Origin of the sequence: Pseudomonas sp. FeN3W (assembly GCA_030263805.2) — a bacterium.
GTDB lineage: Bacteria > Pseudomonadota > Gammaproteobacteria > Pseudomonadales > Pseudomonadaceae > Stutzerimonas > Stutzerimonas stutzeri_G.
The window spans coordinates 143,806-167,560 of the sequence record CP136010.1 but is presented as its reverse complement, the minus strand read 5'-3'; the positions used below and the strand labels follow the sequence as shown (position 1 = coordinate 167,560).

General features: G+C 63.6%; 23 protein-coding genes. 12 read left to right on the top strand and 11 right to left on the bottom strand.

Annotated elements, in window-relative coordinates:
* The first annotated feature begins 30 nt into the window (after positions 1 to 30).
* Positions 31 to 666, top strand: coding sequence for a 3'-5' exonuclease domain-containing protein 2 (locus P5704_000755; GenBank protein WOF79069.1), 636 nt, complete (start codon positions 31 to 33; stop codon positions 664 to 666).
* A 22-nt stretch (positions 667 to 688) separates the two neighbouring features.
* Here P5704_000755 and P5704_000750 read toward each other — a convergent pair whose 3' ends face one another.
* The 5 genes from P5704_000750 to P5704_000730 form a co-directional block, all read right to left on the bottom strand.
* Positions 689 to 1,852, bottom strand: coding sequence for an MFS transporter (locus tag P5704_000750; GenBank protein WOF79068.1), 1,164 nt, complete (start codon positions 1,850 to 1,852; stop codon positions 689 to 691).
* 234 nt (positions 1,853 to 2,086) lie between these two features.
* Positions 2,087 to 4,387 (bottom strand): TonB-dependent receptor, encoded by a 2,301-nt coding sequence (locus P5704_000745; GenBank protein WOF79067.1) that lies wholly within the window; start codon positions 4,385 to 4,387, stop codon positions 2,087 to 2,089.
* 367 nt (positions 4,388 to 4,754) lie between these two features.
* Positions 4,755 to 5,414 carry a response regulator transcription factor gene (locus P5704_000740; protein WOF79066.1) on the bottom strand — a complete coding sequence of 220 codons (660 nt, stop codon included), beginning with the start codon at positions 5,412 to 5,414 and terminating at the stop codon, positions 4,755 to 4,757.
* Positions 5,411 to 6,676, bottom strand: coding sequence for a HAMP domain-containing sensor histidine kinase (locus tag P5704_000735; GenBank protein ID WOF79065.1), 1,266 nt, complete (start codon positions 6,674 to 6,676; stop codon positions 5,411 to 5,413). Before P5704_000735 ends, P5704_000740 begins: the two co-directional genes overlap by 4 nt.
* Before the next feature lie 41 nt (positions 6,677 to 6,717).
* Positions 6,718 to 7,155: a copper-binding protein gene (locus P5704_000730; GenBank protein WOF79064.1), complete on the bottom strand. Its 438-nt coding sequence runs from the start codon at positions 7,153 to 7,155 to the stop codon at positions 6,718 to 6,720.
* A gap of 155 nt (positions 7,156 to 7,310) precedes the next feature.
* On the opposite strand from P5704_000730, the gene P5704_000725 reads away from it, so the two are divergent.
* From P5704_000725 to P5704_000695, 7 genes are all read left to right on the top strand, one after another.
* Positions 7,311 to 8,498, top strand: coding sequence for an ABC transporter substrate-binding protein (locus tag P5704_000725; protein WOF79063.1), 1,188 nt, complete (start codon positions 7,311 to 7,313; stop codon positions 8,496 to 8,498).
* Positions 8,495 to 8,983: an SEL1-like repeat protein gene (locus P5704_000720; protein WOF79062.1), complete on the top strand. Its 489-nt coding sequence runs from the start codon at positions 8,495 to 8,497 to the stop codon at positions 8,981 to 8,983. The genes P5704_000725 and P5704_000720 overlap by 4 nt, the downstream gene beginning before the upstream one ends.
* 18 nt (positions 8,984 to 9,001) lie before the next feature.
* The gene (locus P5704_000715; protein WOF79061.1) at positions 9,002 to 9,973 is read left to right on the top strand and encodes a YVTN family beta-propeller repeat protein; all 972 of its coding nucleotides are present in this window, start codon (positions 9,002 to 9,004) and stop codon (positions 9,971 to 9,973) included.
* A complete protein-coding gene (locus P5704_000710; protein ID WOF79060.1) occupies positions 9,970 to 10,839 on the top strand; it encodes an ABC transporter ATP-binding protein in 870 nt (289 codons plus the stop codon). The genes P5704_000715 and P5704_000710 overlap by 4 nt, the downstream gene beginning before the upstream one ends.
* Positions 10,836 to 11,627 carry an ABC transporter permease gene (locus P5704_000705; GenBank protein ID WOF79059.1) on the top strand — a complete coding sequence of 264 codons (792 nt, stop codon included), beginning with the start codon at positions 10,836 to 10,838 and terminating at the stop codon, positions 11,625 to 11,627. The genes P5704_000710 and P5704_000705 overlap by 4 nt, the downstream gene beginning before the upstream one ends.
* Positions 11,628 to 11,730: 103 nt before the next feature.
* The gene (locus tag P5704_000700) at positions 11,731 to 12,294 is read left to right on the top strand and encodes a PQQ-dependent catabolism-associated CXXCW motif protein (protein WOF79058.1); all 564 of its coding nucleotides are present in this window, start codon (positions 11,731 to 11,733) and stop codon (positions 12,292 to 12,294) included.
* Positions 12,295 to 12,340: 46 nt separating this feature from the next.
* Entirely contained in the window at positions 12,341 to 13,006 is a 666-nt protein-coding gene (locus tag P5704_000695) for a response regulator transcription factor (protein ID WOF79057.1), read from the top strand.
* A 27-nt stretch (positions 13,007 to 13,033) separates the two neighbouring features.
* Here the strand turns inward: P5704_000695 and cysG are convergent, their stop codons facing one another.
* The 6 genes from cysG to ftsK form a co-directional block, all read right to left on the bottom strand.
* A complete protein-coding gene (gene cysG, locus P5704_000690) occupies positions 13,034 to 14,428 on the bottom strand; it encodes a siroheme synthase CysG (GenBank protein WOF79056.1) in 1,395 nt (464 codons plus the stop codon).
* A 120-nt stretch (positions 14,429 to 14,548) separates the two neighbouring features.
* Positions 14,549 to 15,829, bottom strand: coding sequence for a serine--tRNA ligase (serS, locus tag P5704_000685; GenBank protein WOF79055.1), 1,281 nt, complete (start codon positions 15,827 to 15,829; stop codon positions 14,549 to 14,551).
* Positions 15,830 to 15,901: 72 nt separating this feature from the next.
* Positions 15,902 to 16,276, bottom strand: coding sequence for a fluoride efflux transporter CrcB (gene crcB / locus P5704_000680; GenBank protein ID WOF79054.1), 375 nt, complete (start codon positions 16,274 to 16,276; stop codon positions 15,902 to 15,904).
* Positions 16,273 to 17,598 (bottom strand): replication-associated recombination protein A, encoded by a 1,326-nt coding sequence (locus P5704_000675; protein WOF79053.1) that lies wholly within the window; start codon positions 17,596 to 17,598, stop codon positions 16,273 to 16,275. Before P5704_000675 ends, crcB begins: the two co-directional genes overlap by 4 nt.
* Before the next feature lie 72 nt (positions 17,599 to 17,670).
* Entirely contained in the window at positions 17,671 to 18,297 is a 627-nt protein-coding gene (gene lolA / locus P5704_000670) for an outer membrane lipoprotein chaperone LolA (protein ID WOF79052.1), read from the bottom strand.
* 17 nt (positions 18,298 to 18,314) lie between these two features.
* Positions 18,315 to 20,768, bottom strand: a complete 2,454-nt coding sequence (ftsK, locus tag P5704_000665) for a DNA translocase FtsK (GenBank protein ID WOF81139.1) — start codon at positions 20,766 to 20,768, stop codon at positions 18,315 to 18,317.
* Positions 20,769 to 20,929: 161 nt separating this feature from the next.
* Here ftsK and trxB point away from each other — a divergent pair, with 161 nt between their 5' ends.
* The 4 genes from trxB (at position 20,930) to infA (ending at position 23,688) form a co-directional block, all read left to right on the top strand.
* A complete protein-coding gene (trxB, locus tag P5704_000660) occupies positions 20,930 to 21,877 on the top strand; it encodes a thioredoxin-disulfide reductase (protein ID WOF79051.1) in 948 nt (315 codons plus the stop codon).
* A 51-nt stretch (positions 21,878 to 21,928) separates the two neighbouring features.
* Complete coding sequence (gene aat, locus P5704_000655) at positions 21,929 to 22,609, top strand: leucyl/phenylalanyl-tRNA--protein transferase (GenBank protein WOF79050.1); 681 nt, start codon at positions 21,929 to 21,931, stop codon at positions 22,607 to 22,609.
* 52 nt (positions 22,610 to 22,661) lie between these two features.
* Complete coding sequence (locus P5704_000650; protein ID WOF79049.1) at positions 22,662 to 23,369, top strand: arginyltransferase; 708 nt, start codon at positions 22,662 to 22,664, stop codon at positions 23,367 to 23,369.
* 100 nt (positions 23,370 to 23,469) lie between these two features.
* Positions 23,470 to 23,688 (top strand): translation initiation factor IF-1, encoded by a 219-nt coding sequence (infA, locus tag P5704_000645; protein WOF79048.1) that lies wholly within the window; start codon positions 23,470 to 23,472, stop codon positions 23,686 to 23,688.
* Positions 23,689 to 23,755 lie beyond the last annotated feature (67 nt).

The window sequence follows — 23,755 nt, the reverse complement described above, 5'->3', positions numbered from 1 at the left end:
CTCGATCATCAGCGTTCGGAGGACGCCAGCTTGTCGCAGAAGCTGATCATTCATATCCGCCAGCAGCCGGACATCGACCGGTTGCCGCGCTTCGACGGACTGGCGCCGACGAGCATCGTCACCCCCTCGAACGCGGACGAGTTTCGTACGGCGGCGGAAGAAATCATGGGTTTTGCCTGCATCGGTTTCGATACCGAATCCAAGCCGACCTTCAAGGTGGGCGAAGTTTCCAGCGGTCCGCACCTGATCCAGTTCGCCACACCGGCAAAGGCCTACCTGTTCAGGATCGGCGTGCCCGGCTGCGTTGAAGCGGCCGGCGCCATCCTGCAAGCGCCCGCACCGGTGAAGATCGGTTTCGGGTTGAAGTCGGACCGTTCCAGGCTGCACGGCAAGCTGGGCATCCGGCCGGCCAGTCTGCTGGATCTGGGCTCGGTGCTTCGCTATCAGGGCAAGAAGGGACAGGTCGGCCTGCGGGGTGCGGTGGCCGCGGTGCTCGACGCCCGGATCGAAAAATCCCGCAGCGTGGCCACTTCGAACTGGGCGAACCCCGTGCTGACCGAGGCACAGCAGGCTTACGCGGCCAACGATGCCTACGCCGCGCTACGCGTGTTTCTCGGCTTGAGCGCAGACCAGCAGGCGATGCTGCTCGCGGCGTTGCCACGCTGAAAGGACTTTTTATCGCCAGCAGTCAGGCCAGCCCATGCGCCCGGCGTTGCAGGAAGGTCAGCGCGGCATAGGCCAACACCCCCAACCCCGCCGACAGCCACAGCGCCCGCGTACCGAAGTCATCGATCAGCAGCGCGAACACCAGCGGCGAAAACGCCTGGGCGAAGCGTGCCGGCACCATCAGCAGACCCTGGCGCAGGCCATAGCCATGGGGGCCGAATATCGCCAGCGGCAAGGTGCCTTTGGCGATGGTCAGAATGCCGTTGCCAGCGCCATGCAGAAGCACGAATGCGGTGGTCGCAGGCGCACCCGCCAGCATCACGCCAACCGCACCGATGGGATGGGCGATGGCGGCGAGGCGCGCCGAGATCAGCGGATGGAAGCGCTGCAGCAGGACGAACTCCAGACAGCGCGCCCCGACCTGCGCCGGCCCGACCAGCGCCGCGATTCCGATGGCCGCTGTCGGCGACAGCCCGGACTCCTGCAACAGACGTGGCAGGTGCGCCGCCATCGCCGTGCTGGTGAACCAGGTGGCAGCGAAGACGAAGGCCAGCAGCGCCATGGTCAATCCTGCACCTGAAGGTCCGTCTGTCTGCGCTTGCTCTGCCGCGGTCGGGGCCGGCTGGACGCCAACCGGAATCAGCAGCCGGTTCAATGGCAGCCCGAGCAGTAGATGCGCTCCGGCCCATGTGAGGCATGTGGCGCGCCAGCCGAACTCGGCATTCAACCAGCCGCTGATCGGCCAGCACACCGTACTGGCGAAGCCGGCAAGCAAGGTGATGCCGGTGATCGCGCCACGCGCGTCGCGGCCGTAGATGCCGGCAAGCGTGGAGAAGGCCGACTCGTAAAGGCCCAGCGCCATGCCGATGCCGATCACCAACCAGCCAGCCCAAAGCATCAGCGACCCGTTGGCCAGACCGAGCATGGCCAGGCCGAGAGCAAAGACGACGCTGGAAAGCGCCAGCACATCGCGCCCGCCGTTATGGTCGATGCGCCTGCCCGACAGCGGCCCGAGGACGGCGGTGACGATCAGTGCCAGGGAGAACGCGGCGAATACATTGCCGGTGGAGATGCCCAGTTCGCTCGCCATCGGCTCGGCGAGAATGGCCGGCAGGTAGTAGGTCGAGCCCCAGGCCAGGGTCTGTGCACTGCCGAGTGCGAGAACGATGCGCAGACGTGACGGCATGCTCAGCGGCGCCCGCCAGCGATATGTTGCGAGACGAGGATGTGATGATAGACGCGGTTCATCCGTACTCCTGTACTGCCGCCAAGCAATCGGCCAAGCTCGCCAGGATACGCAATCGGCGGTGATGATTTCGCGTCACATACCTTGGACCGGAAGCAGACCGAACGCAGCTTGCGGATGCGAGCATGCCGAGCGCAAAGGCCCGGCATGTTCGGTGCTGCTGCGACTGATCGGTTATAGCGCATCCCAGCGATAACGCACGCCCACCCAGCCCGCCCGCGGCGCGCCAGGAGCGATGAACTGCTCGTGACGCCATTCGTCCGGGTCCGATTCGAAGGCGTTGCCGGCGCCAACAAACGGATTCTCGGCCAGCGCACCGCCGGTGGCGTAACGCTTGTCGAAGAGGTTGTCGACCCGACCGAACAGGGTCCAATCACGGGCGAAGCGGTAATCGGCCGTGAGGTTGACTACCGCGTAACCTGGCAGCTTGCCGCTGCCTTCTACCTCGTCGTTGGGCTGATGACGGTTGTTCTCGTTGCCGCGCACGTACTGCGACGAGTACGCCAGGACGCTGGTGCCGACTCGCAGCCGCTCGTTGAGGTTCCAGTTCAGCCCCAGCTTGAGGTTGTGCCTGGGCAGGCCCGGCAAATAGTCGCCGCTGGACACGCGAATCTCGTCGTCCGGGCAGCCGCCCTCGCCTTCGGTGCTGTTGTTCTCGGCCAGGATGCAGGCCGCGGAGCGGAAGGTCGCATGCAGATAGGTGTAGTCCACTCGCCAGTCGAACGCCCCCTGCTCGCCGGCCAGCCCCAGTTCGATGCCCTGGCGGCGGGTGCGACCGAAGTTGGTGAAGTAGCCCATGCTGCCGCCGGTGCCGACAAAGAGCAGATCATCATGGTTCACGCTGCGAAAGGCCCCGAGGTTCCAGCGGGTGCCACCCGCCAGTTCGCCACGCACACCGAGTTCCAGCGTGCGGGTGACCACCTGCTCGAGGAAGGGATCGGCCGCCATGGCATTCGGCAGGCTGCAGGGTTTCGCCGGATCGGCGCAGCCCAGCTCGATTGGCGTCGGCGCGCGGTTGCCCTGGGAGAAGCCGCCGTAGACCGTCACCGCCGGCTGCAGCTGCCAGGCAAAACCCAGCGCGGGATTGAGCTTGCGATAGGTGAAGTCACCATTCAGCGCATCGCCCATGCGATCGGTGTTGACCACGCGGGTGCGGTTGTAGCGTAGCGAGCCGGTCAGCTGCAGCGCGTCGGTCAGCGCCCAGGTATCGGTGGCATAGAGGCTGGAAGTACGGGTGCGTCCCAGCAGACTGTTGGCCTGTTCTTCCTCTTCGCTGGCGGTGATGCCGCGCGCGTCGGTCAGCTCGCCGCCCTGCTCGCTCTGGTGGAGGCTGGCGCGAGTATTGTCGTGGGACAGGCCGAAGGCGAACTGATGCGCACCGACATGCCGCGCCCACTGCAGCGCCAGCCCATAGGCTCGTTGCGTGGTGCGGGTACGGTTCAGCACGCCGCTCTCCGGCCCTTCGCCGATAAAGCCGCCGTCTTCCCACGCCTCGTATTCATCCTCGTACTCATCGTTGCCGTCGCCATTGAGCGTCGCGGTACGTGTGCGGCGCAGATAGACCGTGCCGGACAGCCGATCGTTGTCGTTCAGCCAGTGGCTCGCGGACAAGGCCATCAGGTGGTTGCGGTTCTCGGTCTGGTCGGGATGGGTGAAGATCGCCTCGCGCCGCTGGTCGTACATGCTCTCCGGGATCAGGCCGTTGCCGATCAGGTCGTTGTCGGCGTGTGCCAGCGTCAGGGCCAGATCGGTGGTGTCGGTGGTCCAGGCGAACTTGCCGAACAGCTGGCGGACCTCGGATGGCGAATGGTCACGCCAGCCGTCCTCGTCCATGCCCTCGGCGGCCAAGTACCAGGAGAATTCCTCATGGCTGCCACCCTGTTCAATGGCACCACCCTGGCGTCCGAACGAGCCGCCGTAGAGCTCCGCCGAGCCACCTGGATGGGTATCGCCACGCTTGGTCTGCAGCGCCAGCGCGCCGCCCAGGGTGTTCAGGCCGTACAGCGGGTTCGAGCCCGGCACCAGGGCCATGTTGGCAATGGCGGTGTTCGGGAGAAGGTCCCAGTGCACCACATCGCCGAACGCTTCGTTGACCCGCACGCCGTCGAGAAACACCGAAAGGCCCTGTGGCGTACCGAGCAGCGGCGAGGCGGTGAAGCCACGATAGTTGAGGTCCGCCTGGTACGGATTGCCCTGGATCTCGTTGATGTTGACGCTCGGCAATCCGCGCTGCAGTTTCTCGGCCAGCGACTGGCCGCCGAGCCGCCGCAGGTCCTCGTCATCCAGCGACTGGACGTTGGACGGTACCTGATCCTTCGGCAGCTCGATGCCCGGCAGCGGCGTGGTACCGACCACCTCCTGGCTGCCGAGATCGAGCATCTGCTCGGCATGAACGGACGCCGGCAACAGCGCGGCGATAGCGAGGGACAGCAGCGTACGTCGGGGCATCGCGCTGCAACAGAGCTGATACGGCATGGGTGGTCCTTGTTCTTGTTGGCCAATCGGTCTGGCCAGGCTACCGGCATTCGCGACGCGGCGAGAACCGCGGGCAACCGCATGCTGGCAACCTGCCAGACGCGATTATCGAGAGCCATGCCGCGGTGCCGACAGGGAAGAATTCCCGGCTCTGGCGGGAAAACTTCCCGACTGCATGGAGATTGGTCTTACGACCAGCGCACTAGCTCGGGCCCACGACTTTCGCAAGGCACAAGCGCCCGCCCGCCTTGTACAGACGGGCGGGCGTTGTTCTGGGAATAAATTGAAGAGGTGCTGCGGACTAAGCAGGCAAGCATGCGCCGCATCGCCGCAGGAAGCCAGGAGGATACGAACGGTTAGAGGCCGATCAGGCCTCGCACAGCATGCGGTCACCGACTCGGAGCAAACCCTGGTCGATGGCCAGGTGCACGAGTTCGGCCTGGGAGCTGACCTCCAGCTTGCTTTTCAGCAGGGCCATGTGGTTCGAGACGGTCTTGCTGCTGATGCACAGCCGCTCGGCGATCTCCCGATTGCCGATGCCCCGCGCGAGCATGATGAAGATTTCCATTTCACGCGGCGTCATCTCGGCCAGTCGCCCCTTGATTGGCGACTGCGACGGCCGCTGGCAAGCCAGCTCGGTCGCCAGCGGCTGCTCGATGAAGGTCTGCCCGGCGAGCACCTTGCGCACCGCCTCGACCAGCACGTCCGGCGCGCAGCGCTTGGTCAGATAGCCGGAGGCGCCGGCATCCAGTGCCTGCCGAACCAGCGCCAGCTCGTCGTGCATGCTGAACACCAGCACCGGCAACAACGGGAGCCGCTGACGCAAGCGCCGGCAGGTTTCCAGACCACTGATGCCCGGCAGGCCGAGGTCGAGCACGACCAGGCTGGGAATCGACTCCTGCACCTGTTCCAGCGCCTGCTCCCCGCTGGCGGCTTCACTGACGGTCACTTCCGGAAGCAGTGCCTTGAGCAGGCTCGCATAGCCCTGACGCACTACCGCGTGGTCATCCACCAGCAGAATCTTCATGACGTGGCTCCTTGCAAAGGCAACTTGAGATAGAGCGCCCAACCCTTGCCGGCGCGGTGACGCACACGCAGCCGGGCACCCAGACAGCGCGCGTGCTCGATCATCGAACGCAGGCCGACGCCCGGCCGCTCTGGCGGCAGCCCATGGCCATCGTCCCGTAGCAGCAGGCGCAGCCCGTTGTGATCCCCACACAGATGCAGGCACACATGAGTCGCGCGCGCATGCCGCGCCACGTTGGTCAGCGCCTCCTGCACCATGCGATAGAGATGCACCTTGGCGTCCATCGACAGCACTGGAATCGGTCCGCGCAACCGGATTTCGCACGCGATGCCCTGGGTACTCTGCCACTGCTCGGCGAGTTGGCCGATGGCGTCTTCCAGGCTCAGGTGATCGAGCATCACCGGGTATAGATCACGCACCAGCGTGCGAAAACCATTCTGCAGATCGAGGCTGTGCTGCTCGAGGTGCGCCGCGGTTTCGCGAATGGCGTCGGGTTGTTCGGCCTGGACGCGCAGCAGGCAGGCCCGCGCGCGGATGCCGGCCAGATACTGGCCGAGATCGTCATGCAGCGCCTGCGCCAGCCGGGTGCGCTCACGTTCCTGCAGCGCCAGCAGCGCTTGGGTCAGTTGATCGTTATCGGCTCGCGCCTCTTCGAGTGCAGCGGCCATGTGATTGAAGCGCTCGGCGAGCTTGCGCGACTCGGCGAAGCGATGCGATGGCAGGCGGGTGTCGAGCCGGCCGTCGGCGATGCTTACCAGCGCGCCAAGCAATTCGCTGAGCACTCGCATGCCGGGGCGCACGGCCCAGCGAATCGCCAGCAGGCAGAGCAGCAGCGCCAGGCCGAACAGTACCAGCAGCTGCAGCAACGAGTCCCTGACCTCTTCCACTTCGTCATGCGGATCGACGCTGATCTGCAGCCGCTGGCCGTTGGAAAGCTCAAGGACGCGGGGCGATGACAGTTCGGCAGGGTACAACCAGGCGCCGAGCCAGCCGTCGAACACCGGATCGACACCGGCGGGCACCAATTCATTGGCGTCCAGCCAGCGCACGCGCACGTGGCGCAAACTATCGGTCAGCCCAGGGCGCAGGGAGTCGGGATCACGCTCGGCCATCTCGCCGAGATAGCCGACCACCGCGGCGGCGGCATCGAGCTCACGCTTTACATCGTGGGCGGCCTGGCGCAGCAACACCGCCAGACAGACCATGGCGATCAGCGTGAAGAGCAGCGTGACCAGCAGATTGATTCGCCAGAGTGCGGACATATCGGCAACTCCCAGTGATCAGCGCCGAACGCCAGTTCGCGTCACTTGACCACGAACCGGCCTTCCATGCCCTTGTTCTCTAGCCCCTTGCAGTAGAAGGGATAGCTGCCCGGCTTGACGGGCAGGAAGAAGATTTCCGCCTCGCCGGCATCCTCGAACTCCAGCTCGACCAGCGTGATCGCCTTGATCTCCACGCCACCGGCCTCGACCTTGCGCAAGAAGATCGACTTGGCGAACTCGGGGGCCTGGAATGCGCACTCCTTCTGGCCATCGGAGCTGACCTTGAGCTGATAGGCGACGCCGGTCTCCAGCTGATATTCGTTCTGCGAAACGGCGTAATCGCTCTGCTCGGAACCGAACTTCAAATCCGGCAGGGCCTGCGTACGACGGGTCAGGTCACCGGCGGCGTGGCTGTGATCGAATCCGACCAGGCTGCCAACGAACAGCAGGTTGAGCAGCAGCGCTTTGTAAGTGGGCATGGGCATGGCCTCGTTATTGTTATCGGACGAGGCCATGCTAGGGGTAGGCGCCGCTCGCTTACCTACTACCTTGGTACCGCTCGAGCGGTACTTTCTGCATATTTCCCCGCTGCGCCCCGGTTCCTATGCTGCCTGCAACGTCACAGGAGCCGCCCATGCGCCACGTATTTCGACGAGCCGGTTTGCTGATCGCCCTCACCTGCTGCACCCAATTCGCTGCAGCGGCTGCCAGCCCGGAGCTGGCGATACGCATCGGTTATCTCGGTTATCGCCCAGACACCGGCCCTGTGCTCTCCAACGTCATTCCCGAGCCTGAAGACGCCGGCCTGCGCGGCGCCGAACTGGCGATCACCGACAGCAACAGCACGGGGCGTTTTCTCAAGCACAGCTATGTGCTCGAAGCGGCCACCAGCGAAACGCCGGACGAACTCCTGGAACAGGCCGCCAGGCAGTACGCCGACGGCCTGCGCCTGTTCGTGGTCAACGCTCCGGCTGAATCCCTGCGCCAGCTGTCGGACGCCATGCCGGAGGCGCTGCTGATCAACGCTGGCAGTGCCGACGATGCACTGCGCAGCCAGAATTGCCTGGCGAATGTGCTGCACACCCTGCCCAGCCGCAGCATGCTCGCCGATGCGCTCGGCCAGTTTCTCGCGACACGCCGCTGGAATCGCTGGATGCTGATCGTCGGCCCTACGGCTGAGGATCAGGCCTATGCCGAGGCTCTGCGGCGCGCGGCCAAACGCTTCGGTCACCGCATCGTGGAGGAGAAGCCCTGGAGTTTCGATAACGACCAGCGCCGCAGTGCCCAGGCCGAGATGCCGCTGTTCACCCAGGGCGCCGAATACGACGTGGTGCTGGTGGCCGACGAGCGTGGCGACTTCGGTGAGTACGTGCCGTATCACACCTGGCTGCCGCGCCCGGTGGCCGGCACCCAGGGCCTGATCGCCACCGGCTGGCACAAGACCGTGGAAACCTACGGTGCCGCGCAATTGCAGAAACGCTTCGAGGCGCATGCCAAGCGCTGGATGAACGACCGCGATTTCGCCGCCTGGATGGGCGTACGCAGCCTCGCGGCGGCGGTCACCCGCCTGCGTAGCACGGACGCTGCGGCAATCCGTCAGTTGTCGCTCAGCGGTGAGCTGCCACTGGATGGTTTCAAGGGTCGCAAGCTGAGCTTCCGCCCATGGAATGGCCAGCTGCGCCAGCCGATCCCGCTGGTACACCCGCGCGCACTGGTATCGAACTCGCCGCAGGATGGCTTCCTGCATCCCACCAGCGAACTGGACACCCTCGGCTTCGACGCACCGGAAAGCAGCTGCCGCCTGAACGAGGCACCCTCATGATCCGTCTCGGTGCAGCCGCCCTGCTCGGCCTTGCCACACAGCCCGCCAGCGCCGACGAGCTGGGCTATGAGGCCTATGTCGACAGCCCCAAGCGCATCAAATGTCTCTACGGCTACGTGACGGCGAAGACCGGCAACTTCGATGCCGCCAAGGCGATCTTCGAAGACTGCGTGGCGCGCTGGAGCGACGTCTACTCGATGATCTCGCTGGCGCAAATGTACGAGAGCGGCAGCGGCATGGCGCCGGACCTGCGCAAATCCGCCGAACTGCTGAAGCAAGGCGCGGAGCAACCGGACGATGCCAGCTATGTCAGCCTGGCGCGCTACCACTGGGGCGTCGCCTTGGCCGAAGGTCGTGGCGTCGAAGCCGATCAGGTCGCCGCACGCCACTGGCTGCAGCGCGCAGCCGCCGGCGGCCAGGAAGAAGCCGAAGACTATCTGCGTCAGCTGGACAGCAGCGACGCCACTGCCCCCATCACACAATAACGACAAGAGAGTCCAACCATGCCCAGAACTGCCCTTGCGTCCGCCATCGCCATTGCCCTCAGCCTTGCCGCAGGCTCGGCTGTCGCCGCCACCGCCTACGTCTCCAACGAGAAAGACGACAGCATCAGCGTGATCAACCTGGACACGATGGAAACCGTCGAGACGCTGGAAGTCGGCATGCGCCCGCGCGGCCTCACGCTCTCCCATGACAACAAGCTGCTGTACATCTGCGCCAGCGACTCGGACACCGTGCAGGTGATGGACCTGGCCACGCGGCAGATCATCAAGCAGCTGCCGTCGGGCGCCGATCCCGAGCAGTTCGCCCTGCACCCGAACAACAAGTGGCTGTACATCTCCAATGAAGACGACGCGCTGGTAACCGTGGTTGATGTCGACAAGGAAGAAGTGCTGGCGCAGATCGACGTCGGCGTCGAGCCTGAGGGCATGGGGGTGAGCCCGGACGGCAAGTGGGCGGTCAACACCAGCGAAACCACCAACATGCTGCACTGGATCGATACCAGCACCAACGAACTGGTCGACAACACCCTGGTCGACCAGCGCCCTCGCCACGTGGAGTTCACCAAGGACAGCAAGCTGCTCTGGGCCTCGGCCGAGATCGGCGGCACGGTCAGCGTGGTGGACGTCGATAAGCGCGAGATCCTCAAGACGCTGACCTTCAAGATCAAGGGCGTGCACCCGGACAAGGTCCAGCCGGTGGGCATCAAGCTCACCTCCGACGGCAAGTACGCCTTCGTCGCGCTCGGTCCGGCCAATCACATCGCCGTAGTCGATGCGAAGACCTACGAGGTGCTCGACTACCTGCTGGTGGGTCGCCGCGTCTGGCACATGGCGTTCAATCCTGACGAAAGCCTGCTGCTGACCACCAACGGCGTCAGCGGCGACGTTTCGGTGATCGACGTGGACAAGCTGAAGGTCACCAAGTCGATCAAAGTCGGCCGCTATCCCTGGGGCGTGGTGGTCGCACCATGACTGCGCTGGAGGTCAGCGATGTCGCGTTCGCCTACGGTGAGCGAAGGGCACTGGACGAGGTGAGTTTTACTGCAGCGCAAGGACGTTTCACGGCATTGCTCGGGCCGAACGGAGCGGGAAAGTCGACCCTGATCGCACTGCTGACCCGGCTGTACGACCTGCAGCAGGGGCAGATCCGTATCGCCGGCTTCGATCTGCGCGAAACGCCGCGCAAGGCCCTTGCGCGCCTGGGTGTGGTCTTCCAGCAGAGCACACTGGACCTGGACCTCACGGTCGAACAGAACCTGCGCTACCACGCGGCGCTGCATGGCATGCCACGTGCCGTGGCGAACGAACGCATCGAGCTGGAACTGCAGCGCCAGCAGCTCGGCGAGCGGCGACGCAGCAAGGTGCGCGAACTCAACGGTGGTCACCGTCGCCGAGTGGAAATCGCCCGTGCCCTGTTGCACCGGCCCGAGCTGCTGTTGCTCGATGAGGCCAGCGCCGGCCTCGATCCCGCCAGCCGCCAGGCGCTCAACCAGCATGTCCGCATGCTTTGCCAGGAACAGGGCATGAGCGTGCTGTGGACCACGCATTTGCTCGATGAAGTTCGCGCCGACGACGATCTGCTGGTGCTCAACCGCGGCCGCCTGGTGGCCCAAGGCCGTGCCGCGGACCTGGCGACCGAGGGTGAAGACCTGGCCGCGAGCTTTGCACGACTGACCGGCAACGAGGCCCACGGCGCCGGCAGCAATCTCGGCCACCAGAGTGCCGTGCTGGACAGCACGCCGCGCACCATCGAAACCGTGCACGCGATGTCGGCTTCCAACCCAGAGGCGGCTCACGGCACGCGCGCGCTCCTCGATTCGGAGCGGAAACGCTCATGATCATCTACTGGGAATGCCTGCGCGGTATCGTTCTGCGCGAATGGCTGCGCTTCGTGCAGCAGCGTTCGCGCTTCTTCAGCGCCCTGGTGCGGCCGCTGCTCTGGCTGGTGGTGTTTGCCGCCGGTTTTCGTGCGGCGCTCGGCATCGCCATCATCGAGCCGTACGACACCTACATCACCTACGAGACCTACATCGTGCCGGGGCTGACCTGCATGATCCTGCTGTTCAATGGCATGCAGGGTTCACTGTCGATGGTCTACGACCGCGAGATGGGCAGCATGCGCGTATTGCTGACCAGTCCGCTGCCGCGCAGCTTTCTGCTGGCCAGCAAACTCGTCGCCACGGCGCTGATCTCCTTGCTGCAGGTCTATGCCTTTCTCGCTATCGCCTGGTTCTACGGCGTACAGCCTCCACCACTGGGACTGCTCGTCGCCCTGCCCGCCCTGCTGCTGGTGGCACTACTGCTCAGCGCCCTGGGCCTGCTGCTCTCCAACGGCATTCGGCAGCTGGAAAATTTCGCCGGCGTGATGAATTTCGTCATCTTTCCGATGTTCTTTCTCTCCTCGGCGCTTTACCCGCTGTGGAAGATGCGTGAGGCGAGCGAGTGGCTGTACTGGATCTGCGCCCTCAATCCCTTCACTCACGCGGTGGAGCTGGTCCGTCATGCGCTTTATCTGCGCCTGGCGCCGACCGCACTGATGGTCTGCCTCGGGCTGACCCTGCTGTTCAGCCTTCTGGCGGTGCTCAGCTTCAACCCACAACACGCAGCCTTGCGCCGCTCAGCTTGAGCGATCTACTACTTTGGTACCGGTTTTCCCCTCCATCGTAGGATTTAAAAGACAAGCCCATTGCTCTGTAATCGACCTATCAAAACGCCATGGAATACGGACTATGTTCAGGTCGCTGCTGCCCTTGCTGATCGCCGCGCTGCCTGGTTTCGGCATGTCCGTGACTGCCGTGGCCGAAGAGCAGCTCGCGCTGTTCTCTGCCGAGGGTTACCGCCAGACGCAATACCGCAGCCCGACGCCGGCAACCGCCGAGGGCGCGCAAACGCTGGACACCGCGGCTCTGCAGGCGTTGCTCGCGAAGGAGCCTGACGTGGTGCTGGTGGACGTATATCGCAGCCAGTGGCTGGCTGGTCGCTTCATAGACAGCGAGCCCCACGCCAACCTGCCGGGCAGCATCTGGCTGGCGAACACCGGCGATGGAAATCTGCAACCGCAGTGGGCCAGCTATTTCAGCGATAATCTGGCCCGCGTGAGCGGGGGCGATCAGGAGCGGCCGCTGGTTTTCTACTGCCGCTCGGACTGCTGGCTCGGCTGGAACGCCACCAGGCGCGCACATGGGCTGGGCTACAAACGACTGTACTGGTATCGAGACGGGGTGGATGGCTGGGAACAGGCGGGCCTGCGCTTGCACCCTGCTACGCCGGAGCCCCTGCCTGGCGACGAGTAGTTCACCCCATGCCCCCACCATAATCACAACAAAGAGGTGACCGGCCTTGTACAAGATCCTGATTGCGGACGACCATCCGCTGTTCCGTGAAGCCATCCATAACGTCATTCGCGACGGCTTCCCCGACAGCGAAATTCTCGAAACTGCCGACCTCGACAGCGCCCTTGCCTTGACGCTGGAGCACGACGATCTCGATCTGGTGCTGCTGGACCTGAACATGCCCGGGATGCACGGCCTCAACGGCCTGATCAACCTGCGCAACGAGGCGCCGACGATTCCGGTGGTGATCGTCTCGGCCGAGCAGGACAAGCAGATCGTGCTGCAGGCCATTACCTATGGCGCGGTCGGCTTCATCACCAAATCCTCGCCGCGGGCGCAGATGACCGACGCCATCGAGCAAATCCTCAACGGCAACGTCTACCTGCCTTCGGACATCATCCGCAGCCAGAAGCCGAGCAGCCGCCACTCCCATCACAACGAGCCGTCGATCCCGCCAGAGCTGCTGCAGGCGCTGACGCGCAAGCAACTGCTGGTGCTCGAGCGCATGACCAAGGGTGAGTCGAACAAGCAGATCGCCTACAACCTCGATATCGCCGAGACTACGGTGAAGGCACACGTCTCGGCGATTCTGCGCAAGCTCAACGTGCATAACCGTGTTCAGGCGATTCTCTCTGCCGGGGACATCGATTTCACCGCTTATCTGCGCCGCTGAAACGGCGCAGATAGCCTCGATCTCCCGCTAGGCGCTCGCCTGAGCGCCTTCGAACCAGGCCAGTTTCTCGCGTAGCTGAACCACTTCACCGACGATCAGCAAGGTCGGTGCCTGCACCTGCTCCTGGGCGATACGTTGGGCGAGGGTTTCCAGCGTTCCGGTGAAGACTCGCTGATTGGTGGTGGTACCCTGCTGCACCAGCGCCGCAGGCGTATCCGCCGAACGCCCATGGGCAATCAGTTGCTGGCAGATCACCGGCAAGCCCACCAGGCCCATGTAGAACACCAGCGTCTGCGCTGGCGCGGCAAGTTCCGCCCAGGGCAGATCGCAGCTGCCATCCTTGAGATGCCCGGTGACGAAACGTACCGACTGCGCATGATCGCGATGAGTGAGCGGAATACCGGCATAGGCCGCGCAGCCACTGGCGGCGGTAATGCCCGGCACCACCTGGAACGGCACGCCGTTGGCTGCCAGCTCTTCGATTTCTTCGCCACCCCGGCCGAAAATGAACGGGTCACCGCCCTTGAGCCGCAGCACGCGCTTGCCTTCCTTGGCCAGTGTCACCAGCTGCCGGTTGATCTGCTCCTGCGGCACAGCATGATCCGCACGTTGCTTGCCGACGTAGATGCGATCGGCATCGCGCCGGCACAGGTCGATGATCGCCGGAGCAACCAGACGGTCGTAGAGCACGACATCGGCCTGCTGCATCAGGCGCAGGGCACGGAAAGTCAGCAGGTCGGGATCGCCCGGGCCGGCACCTACCAGATAGACCTCGCCCAGTGTGCGCGGCGCTGCACCGGCAAGCTTCTCCGCCAGCAGGCGCTCGGCCTCGGCGCTGCAACCGGCCAACGCTTGCTCGGCGATCGGTCCCTGAAAGGTTTCCTCCCAGAACACCCGCCGCTGCTGGACATTGGCAAACTTGGCTTTGACCTGAGCGCGGAACTGCTTGGCCAGCCCGGCCAGCTGGCCGTAGGCTGCCGGAATCCAGGTCTCGATACGCGCGCGGATCAACCGCGCCAGCACCGGTGCATCGCCACCACTGGAAACCGCAATCACCAGCGGCGAGCGGTCGACGATAGCCGGGAAGATCACGCTGCACAGCTGCGGTGAGTCGACCACGTTGACCGGCATACCCAACGCATTGGCGTGCTGCGAAACCGCGGCATTCAGCGGCTCGTCATCGGTGGCTGCGATGGCCAGCACACAGCCCTGCAGGTCTTGCGGGTCATAGCCACGATCGAGGCATTCGCCATCGCCCGCCTCTACCAGTTTGGCCAGTTGCGCCTCGATACTCGGCGCCACCACCCGCAGCCGTGCTCCGGCTTCGCTCAGCAGCCGCGCCTTGCGCAGCGCAATCTCACCGCCCCCGACGATTAACACCCTGCGGCCTTGGAGATTGTGGAACAGCGGGAGGTATTCCATGGGCGAATCCTGGAGGGTCGTTGGTGATAAGGGCATCACAGCCATTACGGCCGCGATGCCCCTTGTCGAATATCAAGGATCCGGCCTGATGCCGAACCGCGATGACGCAGCGCCGCAGCCTCAGCCGATGACTTCGATACCACCCATGTATGGTTTCAGCACGTCGGGTACCACAACGCTTCCGTCGGCCTGCTGGTAATTCTCCAGTACGGCGACCAGGGTACGACCGACCGCCAGGCCCGAACCATTGAGGGTGTGCACGAGCTCCGGCTTGCCGGTTTCCGGATTGCGATAACGCGCCTGCATGCGCCGCGCCTGGAAATCACCGCAGTTGGAGCAGGAAGAAATCTCGCGGTACTTGTCCTGACTCGGCACCCAGACTTCCAGGTCATAGGTCTTGGTCGCACCGAAGCCCATATCGCCGGTGCACAGCGATAACACGCGGTAAGGCAGTTCCAGCAGTTGCAACACCTTCTCGGCGTTACCGGTCAACTCTTCCAGCGCCTCGAAGGACCTGGACGGCTCGACGATCTGCACCATCTCGACCTTGTCGAACTGGTGCTGACGGATCATGCCGCGGGTATCGCGCCCGGAGGCGCCGGCCTCGCTGCGGAAACAGGGTGTGTGGGCGACGAACTTCAGCGGCAGCTCTTTGGCATCGAGAATCTCGCCGGCCACGATGTTGGTCAGCGACACCTCGGCGGTCGGGATCAGGTAGAAGTCCGCCTCGCCTTCGCGGCTGATCTTGAACAGATCTTCCTCGAACTTCGGCAGCTGACCGGTTCCCTGCAGCGCCGGGGCCTGTACCAGATACGGCGTGTAGGCCTCTTCGTAGCCATGCTCTCGGGTGTGCAGGTCGATCATGAACTGCGCCAGCGCGCGATGCAGGCGGGCGATCGGACCGCGCATCAGGGCGAAGCGGGCTCCGGACAGCTTGGCCGCGGTTTCGAAGTCCAGCCAGCCATGCTGCTCGCCCAGGGCGACGTGATCCTGAACGGCGAAGTCGAAGGTCTTCGGTGTACCCCAGCGGCGAACCTCTACGTTCTCGTCCTCATCCGCACCGACCGGCACCGACTCGTGCGGCAGGTTGGGAATGCTCAGCATCAGCTGGTCGAGTTCGGTCTGGATGCGGTCCAGCTCCTGCTTGCCGGATTCGAGTTCCGAGCCCATGCGATCCACGTCGGCGAGCAACGGCGCGATGTCCTCACCGCGCTGCTTGGCCTGACCGATGGATTTGGAGCGCGCGTTGCGCTCGGCCTGGAGTTGTTCGGTGCGGGTCTGCACGGTCTTGCGCTGAGCTTCCAGCGCTTCGATGCGCGCCACGTCCAGCTGGTAGCCACGGGTGGCCAGGCGGGCCGCCACGTCCTGTAGCTGAGTGCGTACCAGTTTCGAATCAAGCATGGTGGGTCTCGTCTGTGAAAGCTTGGATGAAGGGCGAAGAGGGAGCGAAGTTTACTGTGAACAGGCGCCGGTTCATAACCTGGCGAGCGCCAGCCCGGCCCAGGCCGCCAACAGGCCACCGAACACGCTGCCGCCGACATAGGCGAAGGCAGTCGCCAGCTGGCCGCTTTCCAGCAGCCGCAGGGCGTCCAGTGAGAAGCTGGAGAAGGTCGTCAGTGCGCCAAGAAAGCCGATGATCAGTGCGCCACGCAGCTCGGGTGAAATGTCCGGCCGGGCGAGAAAGGTGGCATAGAGATAGCCGATCAGCAGACAGCCAAGCAGATTCACGGCCAACGTGGCCAGATAGAAATGCCGCGGCCATTGCGCGCTGACCCAGGTCGCCAGGGCAAAGCGCAACAGGGTCCCGATCACGCCGCCGCAGGCGACGGCGAAAGCCATGCGGATCATTCCTTTCTCCGTTGTATGGGGCTTTCGCGGTCGAGCCGGGCGAGGTGCTCGAGCTTGTCGCGGATCTTGCTTTCCAGGCCGCGTGGAGCCGGATGGTAGTAACGCCGCGGCTCCATGGCTTCGGGGAAATAATCCTCGCCCGCCGCGTAGGCATCCGGTTCGTCGTGGGCGTAGCGATATTCGTTGCCGTAGCCGAGTTCTTTCATCAGCTTGGTCGGTGCGTTACGCAAATGCAGCGGTACTTCCTGCGAACCGTTCTCGGCAGCATCGCGCATGGCCGCCTTGAACGCGGTATAGACGGCGTTGCTCTTCGGCGCGCAGGCGAGATAGACGATCGCCTGCGCCACGGCCAGCTCCCCTTCCGGGCTGCCCAGGCGCTCTTGCACGTCCCAGGCGTTCAGGCATAGCGGCAGCGCGCGGGGGTCGGCATTGCCGATTTCTTCGCTGGCCATGCGCACCACTCGGCGAGCGATGTACAACGGGTCACAGCCGCCATCTAGCATGCGTGCGAACCAGTACAGCGCGGCATCCGGATTCGAGCCACGCACCGATTTGTGCAGCGCCGATATCTGATCGTAGAACGCTTCGCCGCCCTTGTCGAAACGACGGCGACTGTCACCCAGCAGGTCCTGCAGCAGGTCGGTGCTGATGACTCCGCCCTGCTCGGCCAGGTCGGAAGCGTTCTCCAGCAGATTGAGCAGCCGCCGCCCATCGCCATCCGCCGCCGCCAGCAGCATCTGGAAGCTCTCCTCCGGCAGGGTGAGGTTGAGCTCGCCGAGGCCCTTGGGCTCGGTCAGCGCGCGCGCCACCAGCTTGCGCAAGGCCGCTTCGTCGAGGCTTTTCAGCACATAGACGCGGGCACGGGAAAGCAACGCGTTGTTGAGTTCGAAGGAAGGATTTTCGGTGGTGGCGCCGATAAAGATCAGCGTGCCGTCTTCCACATAGGGCAGGAAGGCATCCTGCTGGGACTTGTTGAAGCGGTGCACTTCGTCGACGAACAGGATGGTCCGCCGGCCGTACTGCGCCGCCTGCTGCTTGGCGATCTCCACCGCCTGGCGAATCTCCTTGACCCCGGCGAGCACGGCGGAAACCGTCTCGAAATGGGCATCGGAGACCTTGGCCAAGAGCCGCGCCAGGGTGGTCTTGCCGACCCCGGGCGGCCCCCAGAACACCATGGAGTGCAACGCTCCCTGCTCCAGCGCCTCACGCAACGGCTTGCCACGGGCAAGCAGATGCTCCTGCCCGACGTATTCGTCGAGGCTGGCTGCGCGCAGACGCGCGGCAAGTGGCTGGGCGACGGGTTCGCGGCTGAACAGGTCCATTGCCGGCAGGATTACCTCGATTGCAGGGCCCGCCAGGCAGGCCCGCCGTGAAAAACGGATGCCGAACGCCGATCACTCGGCGATGACGTCGGCACCCTCGGGAATCTCGAAGGTGAACAGGTCGGCCTTGAGCGGCTGATTCATCTTCACCCCCATGAAGAGGATATTGGTGCGCTGACCGACACTGTCGATCAGTTGCATGTCATTGATCACGCCGCCGCGGAAGGACAGCCGCAGGTTGTCGAACAGGGTGTCCTTGGCCTTGGGCTTGAGGGTGAAGTCCACCACGTCTCCCGCCTCCTTGTGCGAGACCTCGAAGTTCTCGCTGATGGTGGAGACGTCGCCGGACAGCAGCAGTGCCGGTGTGTGTGTCAGGCGCTGGTCGAGCTCCTGGATGGTGACCTGCTCGAGATCCGGGTCATACAGCCAGACCTTCTTGCCGTTGGACACCAACAGCTGCTCCATTGGCGCATCGGTGTGCCAGCGGAACTGGCCGGGACGCTTGAGTGCCAGTTCGCCGGAGGTCTCCTGCAGCTGGGTGCCGCTGCCATCGAGCGAGAGCTGCGAGAAGCGGCCGGTCAAGGTTTCGGCCTGGTTGAGCAAGCCCGTCAGACGTTTGGTGGACGCTGCCTGGTCGGCATGTGCCGGTGCCAGAGCGACCATCAGGACAGATGCACACAGCAAACGGATCAATTGCATGTAGCCCTCGAAGCGATTCAATCGCGCATGGGTGGCGGCGCGATGACCTCGCGCGAGCCGTTGGTGTTCATGGATGTCACCACGCCAGCCATTTCCATGGCTTCGATCATTCGCGCGGCGCGGTTATAGCCAATCTTGAGTTTGCGCTGCACGGCGGAAATCGACGCGCGGCGGCTTTCAGTGACGAAACGAACCGCTTCGTCGTACAACGGGTCTTCTTCGCTGCCTTCGCCGCTGCCCTCGCCGCCACTGCCATCGAAGCCGCTGCCGGCTTCCTCCACGCCGGCGAGGATGTCCTCGATGTAGTCGGGAGCGCCGCGGGCCTTCCAGGCTTCGACTACACGATGCACCTCGTCATCGGAGACGAACGCACCGTGCACGCGGATCGGCAGGCCGGTGCCCGGCGGCAGGTAGAGCATGTCGCCATGGCCGAGCAGCTGCTCGGCGCCGCCCTGGTCGAGGATCGTGCGCGAGTCGATCTTGCTCGACACTTGGAAGGCCATGCGGGTCGGAATGTTGGCCTTGATCAGACCGGTGATCACGTCCACCGACGGACGCTGGGTGGCAAGGATCAGATGGATGCCCGCCGCACGTGCCTTCTGCGCGATACGGGCAATCAGTTCTTCGACCTTCTTGCCGACGATCATCATCATGTCGGCGAATTCATCCACCACCACGACAATGGTCGGCAGCGTCTTCAACGGCGGCGGCTGGTCATCCATGTTTTCGCGACGGAACAGCGGATCGGTCAGCGGCGTGCCCGCCTCTTCCGCTTCCTTGACCTTGCGATTGAAGCCGGCCAGGTTGCGCACACCCATGGCCGCCATCAGCTTGTAGCGGCGCTCCATCTCGGCGACGCTCCAACGCAGCGCGTTGGCGGCCTCCTTCATGTCGGTGACCACGGGGCAGAGCAGGTGCGGAATGCCCTCGTAGATCGACAGTTCGAGCATCTTCGGGTCGATCATGATCAGCCGCGCCTCTTCCGGCGTGGACTTGAACAGGATCGACAGGATCATCGCGTTGACCCCCACCGACTTACCAGAGCCGGTGGTACCGGCGACCAGCAGGTGCGGCATCTTCGCCAGGTCGGCGATGACCGGCTTGCCGCCGATATCGTGGCCGAGCGCCAGGGTGACCGGCGACTTGGCGTCGTCATAAGGCGCGGAGGACAGTACCTCGGAGAAACGGACGATCTGCCGGTCCTCATTGGGAATCTCGATACCCACGGTGGTCTTGCCCGGAATGACCTCGACCACGCGCACGCTGACCATGGCCATCGAGCGCGCCAGATCCTTGGCCAGGTTGGAAATGCGGCTGACCTTGACCCCCGCAGCAGGCTGGATCTCGAAACGAGTGATCACCGGGCCGGGGTGCACCGACTCGACCACCACCTCGACGCCGAACTCCTTGAGCTTGATCTCGAGCAATCGCGACATGGCCTCGAGGGATTCCGGCGAATACTGCTTCTGCTGCTTCTCGGCGACGTCGAGGATGGAAATCGGCGGCAGACTGCCTTCGACCGCGGTATCGACGAACAGCGGCGCCTGCTTTTCCTTGAGTACGCGCTTACTCGGCTCCGCCGGTTTCGGCGGTGCGGGCGGCGTGATCACGGGGGCCGGACGCTTCTCGAGCTCGCTCATGTGCTTGGCCAGTGCCTCGTCGCGCTCGATGATGCGCTCTTTGACCTTGGCCTGCTCACGGCGATCACGCACCATCGGTGCGGCCACCTCGCTCACCACATCGTCCGCCTCGCGCAGTTGCGCGACCAGCTGCTTGCGCTCGGCGCGGGCATTCCACCAGCGGCTGAAGAAGCTCTGGATCAACTCCAGCAGGTCGAGCGTGATCTTGCCGGTGATGTCCATCACCTTGAACCAGGACAGATCGGTGAACACCGTCAGACCGAACAGGAAAAACGCCAGCAGCGCGAGAGTGCTGCCCTGTACGTTAAGGGACAGCACGGCCAACTGGCCAAGGCTCTCGCCCAGCGCACCGCCGGCAGATGCGGGCAGGCCAGGAGCAGCCTGGAAATGGATATAGGCCAGCGCGGATCCGGACAGAATCAGGAAAACCAGGCCGATCAGGCGCCAGGAGAACAGCCAGCCGTTCCACACCCAGGGCTGGTGGCGCGCACGGAACACTTGCCAGGCCTTGACGCCAAGCAACAGGGGAAACAAATAGGCGAAGTAGCCCAGCGCCATGAACAGAACATCGGCAAACCAGGCGCCGGCACGGCCGGCAGCGTTGCGGACCTGGTCGACATTGCTGGTGTGGGTCCAGCCAGGATCGCCCGGATCGTAGGTAAGCAGCGCCATCCACAGATAGACGCAGAGCGCACCGAGCGCTATCAACGCGCCTTCCTTGAGGCGATAGTGCAGTTGCTGTCGCCAGACAGTTGTCGGCGCGGTAGATGAGGAATTCTTCAAAACGCTTTCTTTCCTGCGCCTGCGGCGCGATGAACCGTAGTCAGCCAGAACCCCGGCATTGTACGGGTTTGTCGATTCGATGGCATGCGGGTTCCGCGGCGGCTTGGGCTTTTGCCGATGCTTCGGTGTAGCATAAACGCCCGATTTCCCGACGCGGCTCGACTGGAGCACGCTTCTCTATTTGCAACAAAGGCTTATGAGGGCTTTTTATGAGTGAAGTCAAGCATTCGCGTCTGATCATCCTCGGCTCCGGCCCGGCCGGTTATACCGCTGCGGTATACGCTGCCCGCGCCAACCTGAAGCCACTGATGATCACCGGCATCCAGCCTGGCGGTCAGCTGACCACCACCACCGAAGTCGACAACTGGCCCGGCGACGTAGAGGGCCTGACCGGCCCGGACCTGATGGTCCGCATGCAGAAGCACGCCGAGCGCTTCGACACCGAGATCGTCTTCGATCACATCCATACCGCAGAGTTGCAGCAGCGCCCGTTCACCCTGAGCGGCGACAGCGGCGTCTATACCTGCGACGCCCTGATCATCGCCACCGGCGCCTCGGCTCAGTACCTCGGCCTGCCCTCTGAAGAGGCGTTCGCCGGCCGTGGTGTATCGGCCTGCGCCACCTGCGACGGCTTCTTCTACCGCAACCAGGTGGTCGCGGTGATCGGCGGCGGCAACACCGCGGTCGAGGAAGCGCTGTACCTCTCCAACATCGCCAAGGAAGTCCATCTGATTCACCGCCGCGACAAGCTGCGGTCGGAGAAGATTCTGCAGGACAAGATCATGGACAAGGCGACCAACGGCAACATCCGCCTGCACTGGAACCATACTCTCGAGGAAGTACTCGGCGATGCCAGCGGCGTGACCGGTATCCGTTTGAAGAGCACCCTCACCGGCGAAGAAAACAAGCTGGACCTCGCCGGCGTATTCATTGCCATCGGCCACAAGCCGAACACCGACCTGTTCCAAGGCCAGCTGGAAATGAAGGATGGCTACCTGAAGATCAGAGGTGGCGGCGAAGGTGATGCCACCTGCACCAGCATCCCTGGAGTCTTCGCTGCTGGCGATGTAGCTGATCACGTCTATCGCCAGGCGATCACTTCGGCCGGCGCCGGCTGCATGGCCGCTCTGGACGCAGAAAAGTACCTCGACAACTGATCTTGCGGCGGGCCCAGGCCCGCCCTCCCCTACCTGCATTTGCGTGGCGACATGCTGACCTGGCTAAAGCGCGACGACCTTAGTTTTCCTCCTCTCGAAGCGGCTTTGCGAGAGCCCAACGGCCTTCTGGCCGCCGGGGGTGACCTTAGCCATGAACGCCTGCTGGCTGCCTATCGCCATGGCTGCTTTCCCTGGTACCAGGATGGACAGCCGTTGCTGTGGTGGTCTCCCGATCCGCGAACGGTGCTGTTCCCCAACGAACTGCATGTGTCGCGCAGCCTGCGCAAGCGCCTCCGTCAGGGTGACTTCAAGGTGACCTTCGATCAAGCGTTCGCCGAAGTGATCCAGGGCTGTGCCGGGCCTCGTAGCTATGCGGACGGAACCTGGATCACCACACCGATGCAGCAGGCCTATATTCAGCTGCACGAAATGGGCGTCGCGCACTCGGTGGAAGTCTGGCATGGGCAGCATCTCGTCGGAGGACTCTACGGCCTGGCAATCGGTAAGCTATTTTTCGGCGAGTCGATGTTCAGTCGCGCCACCGATGCGTCCAAGGTTGGATTCGTCACCTTGGTGGAGCAGCTGCGTGACTGGGGGTTTGTCCTGATTGACTGCCAGATGCCGACACGTCATCTGGAAAGTTTCGGCGCCCGCAGCATTGCGCGTGAGCAATTCGCCGCCGCGCTTGCCGAACATCTGGATCAGCCCAGCGCAGCTGACTGGCGCGCCTAGTCGGCTGCCACAAGCTGACCTACACTGAGCTCATGATTTCTGAGAGTTGACCATGACTTCACTGGCTCGCCTCAAGTTCTACGCCACCCAGCCCCATGCGTGCAGCTATCTGCCCGATGAACAGGCCACCACACTGTTCCTCGATCCCAGCCAGCCAATGGACGCACAGGTGTACGCGGAACTCTCGGAGATGGGCTTCCGGCGTAGCGGCGATCACCTCTACCGCCCCCACTGCCAGCGCTGCTCGGCCTGCATTCCGGCTCGCATTCCGGCAAGCTCGCCGGATCTCAGCCGGCAGCAGAAACGAATTCTCAAACGCAACGCTGACCTGCAGGTACGTTGCGTTCGGCCGGCGTTCAGCGAAGAACTCTACGCGCTCTATGCGAATTACATCGAAAAGCGCCATGCAGATGGCGACATGTACCCGCCCAGCCGTGAGCAGTTCAATACTTTCCTGGTGCGCGACCTGCCATTTTGCCGTTTCTATGAATTCAGGCTGGATGGACGACTGCTCGCGGTTGCGGTCACCGATGTACTACCCAACGGACTCTCAGCCGTTTACACCTTCTACGATCCAGAAGAAGAACGGCGTAGCCTGGGACGCTACGCGATTCTCTGGCAGATCGGCGAAGCAGCGCGTCTCGGCCTGAAGGCCGTGTACCTCGGTTACTGGATCAAGAACTGCCGGAAGATGAATTACAAGACCGAATATCGCCCCATCGAACTGCTGGTCAACCAGCGCTGGGTAACGCTCAGCTGAAGTCCTTGGCTCATCGACCCATTTCGGGCACAATGCTTGCCGCTTTTGCCCGCGCACGCATGCGCCGGGTCACTCATCTGGACACCGAGGACTTTACTGAATGTCGAAAGAAGACAGCTTCGAAATGGAAGGTACTGTCGTCGACACCCTGCCTAACACCATGTTTCGTGTGGAGTTGGAAAACGGGCACGTCGTTACTGCGCACATCTCCGGAAAGATGCGCAAGAACTACATCCGGATTCTTACCGGTGACAAGGTTCGCGTGGAACTGACCCCCTACGATCTGAGCAAGGGTCGCATCACCTACCGCGCCCGCTAAGCGAGCCGCGAGAAAAATGCCCGGGTTTTACCGGGCTTTTTTGTTGCAGCAGCAAACAACCAGCAAT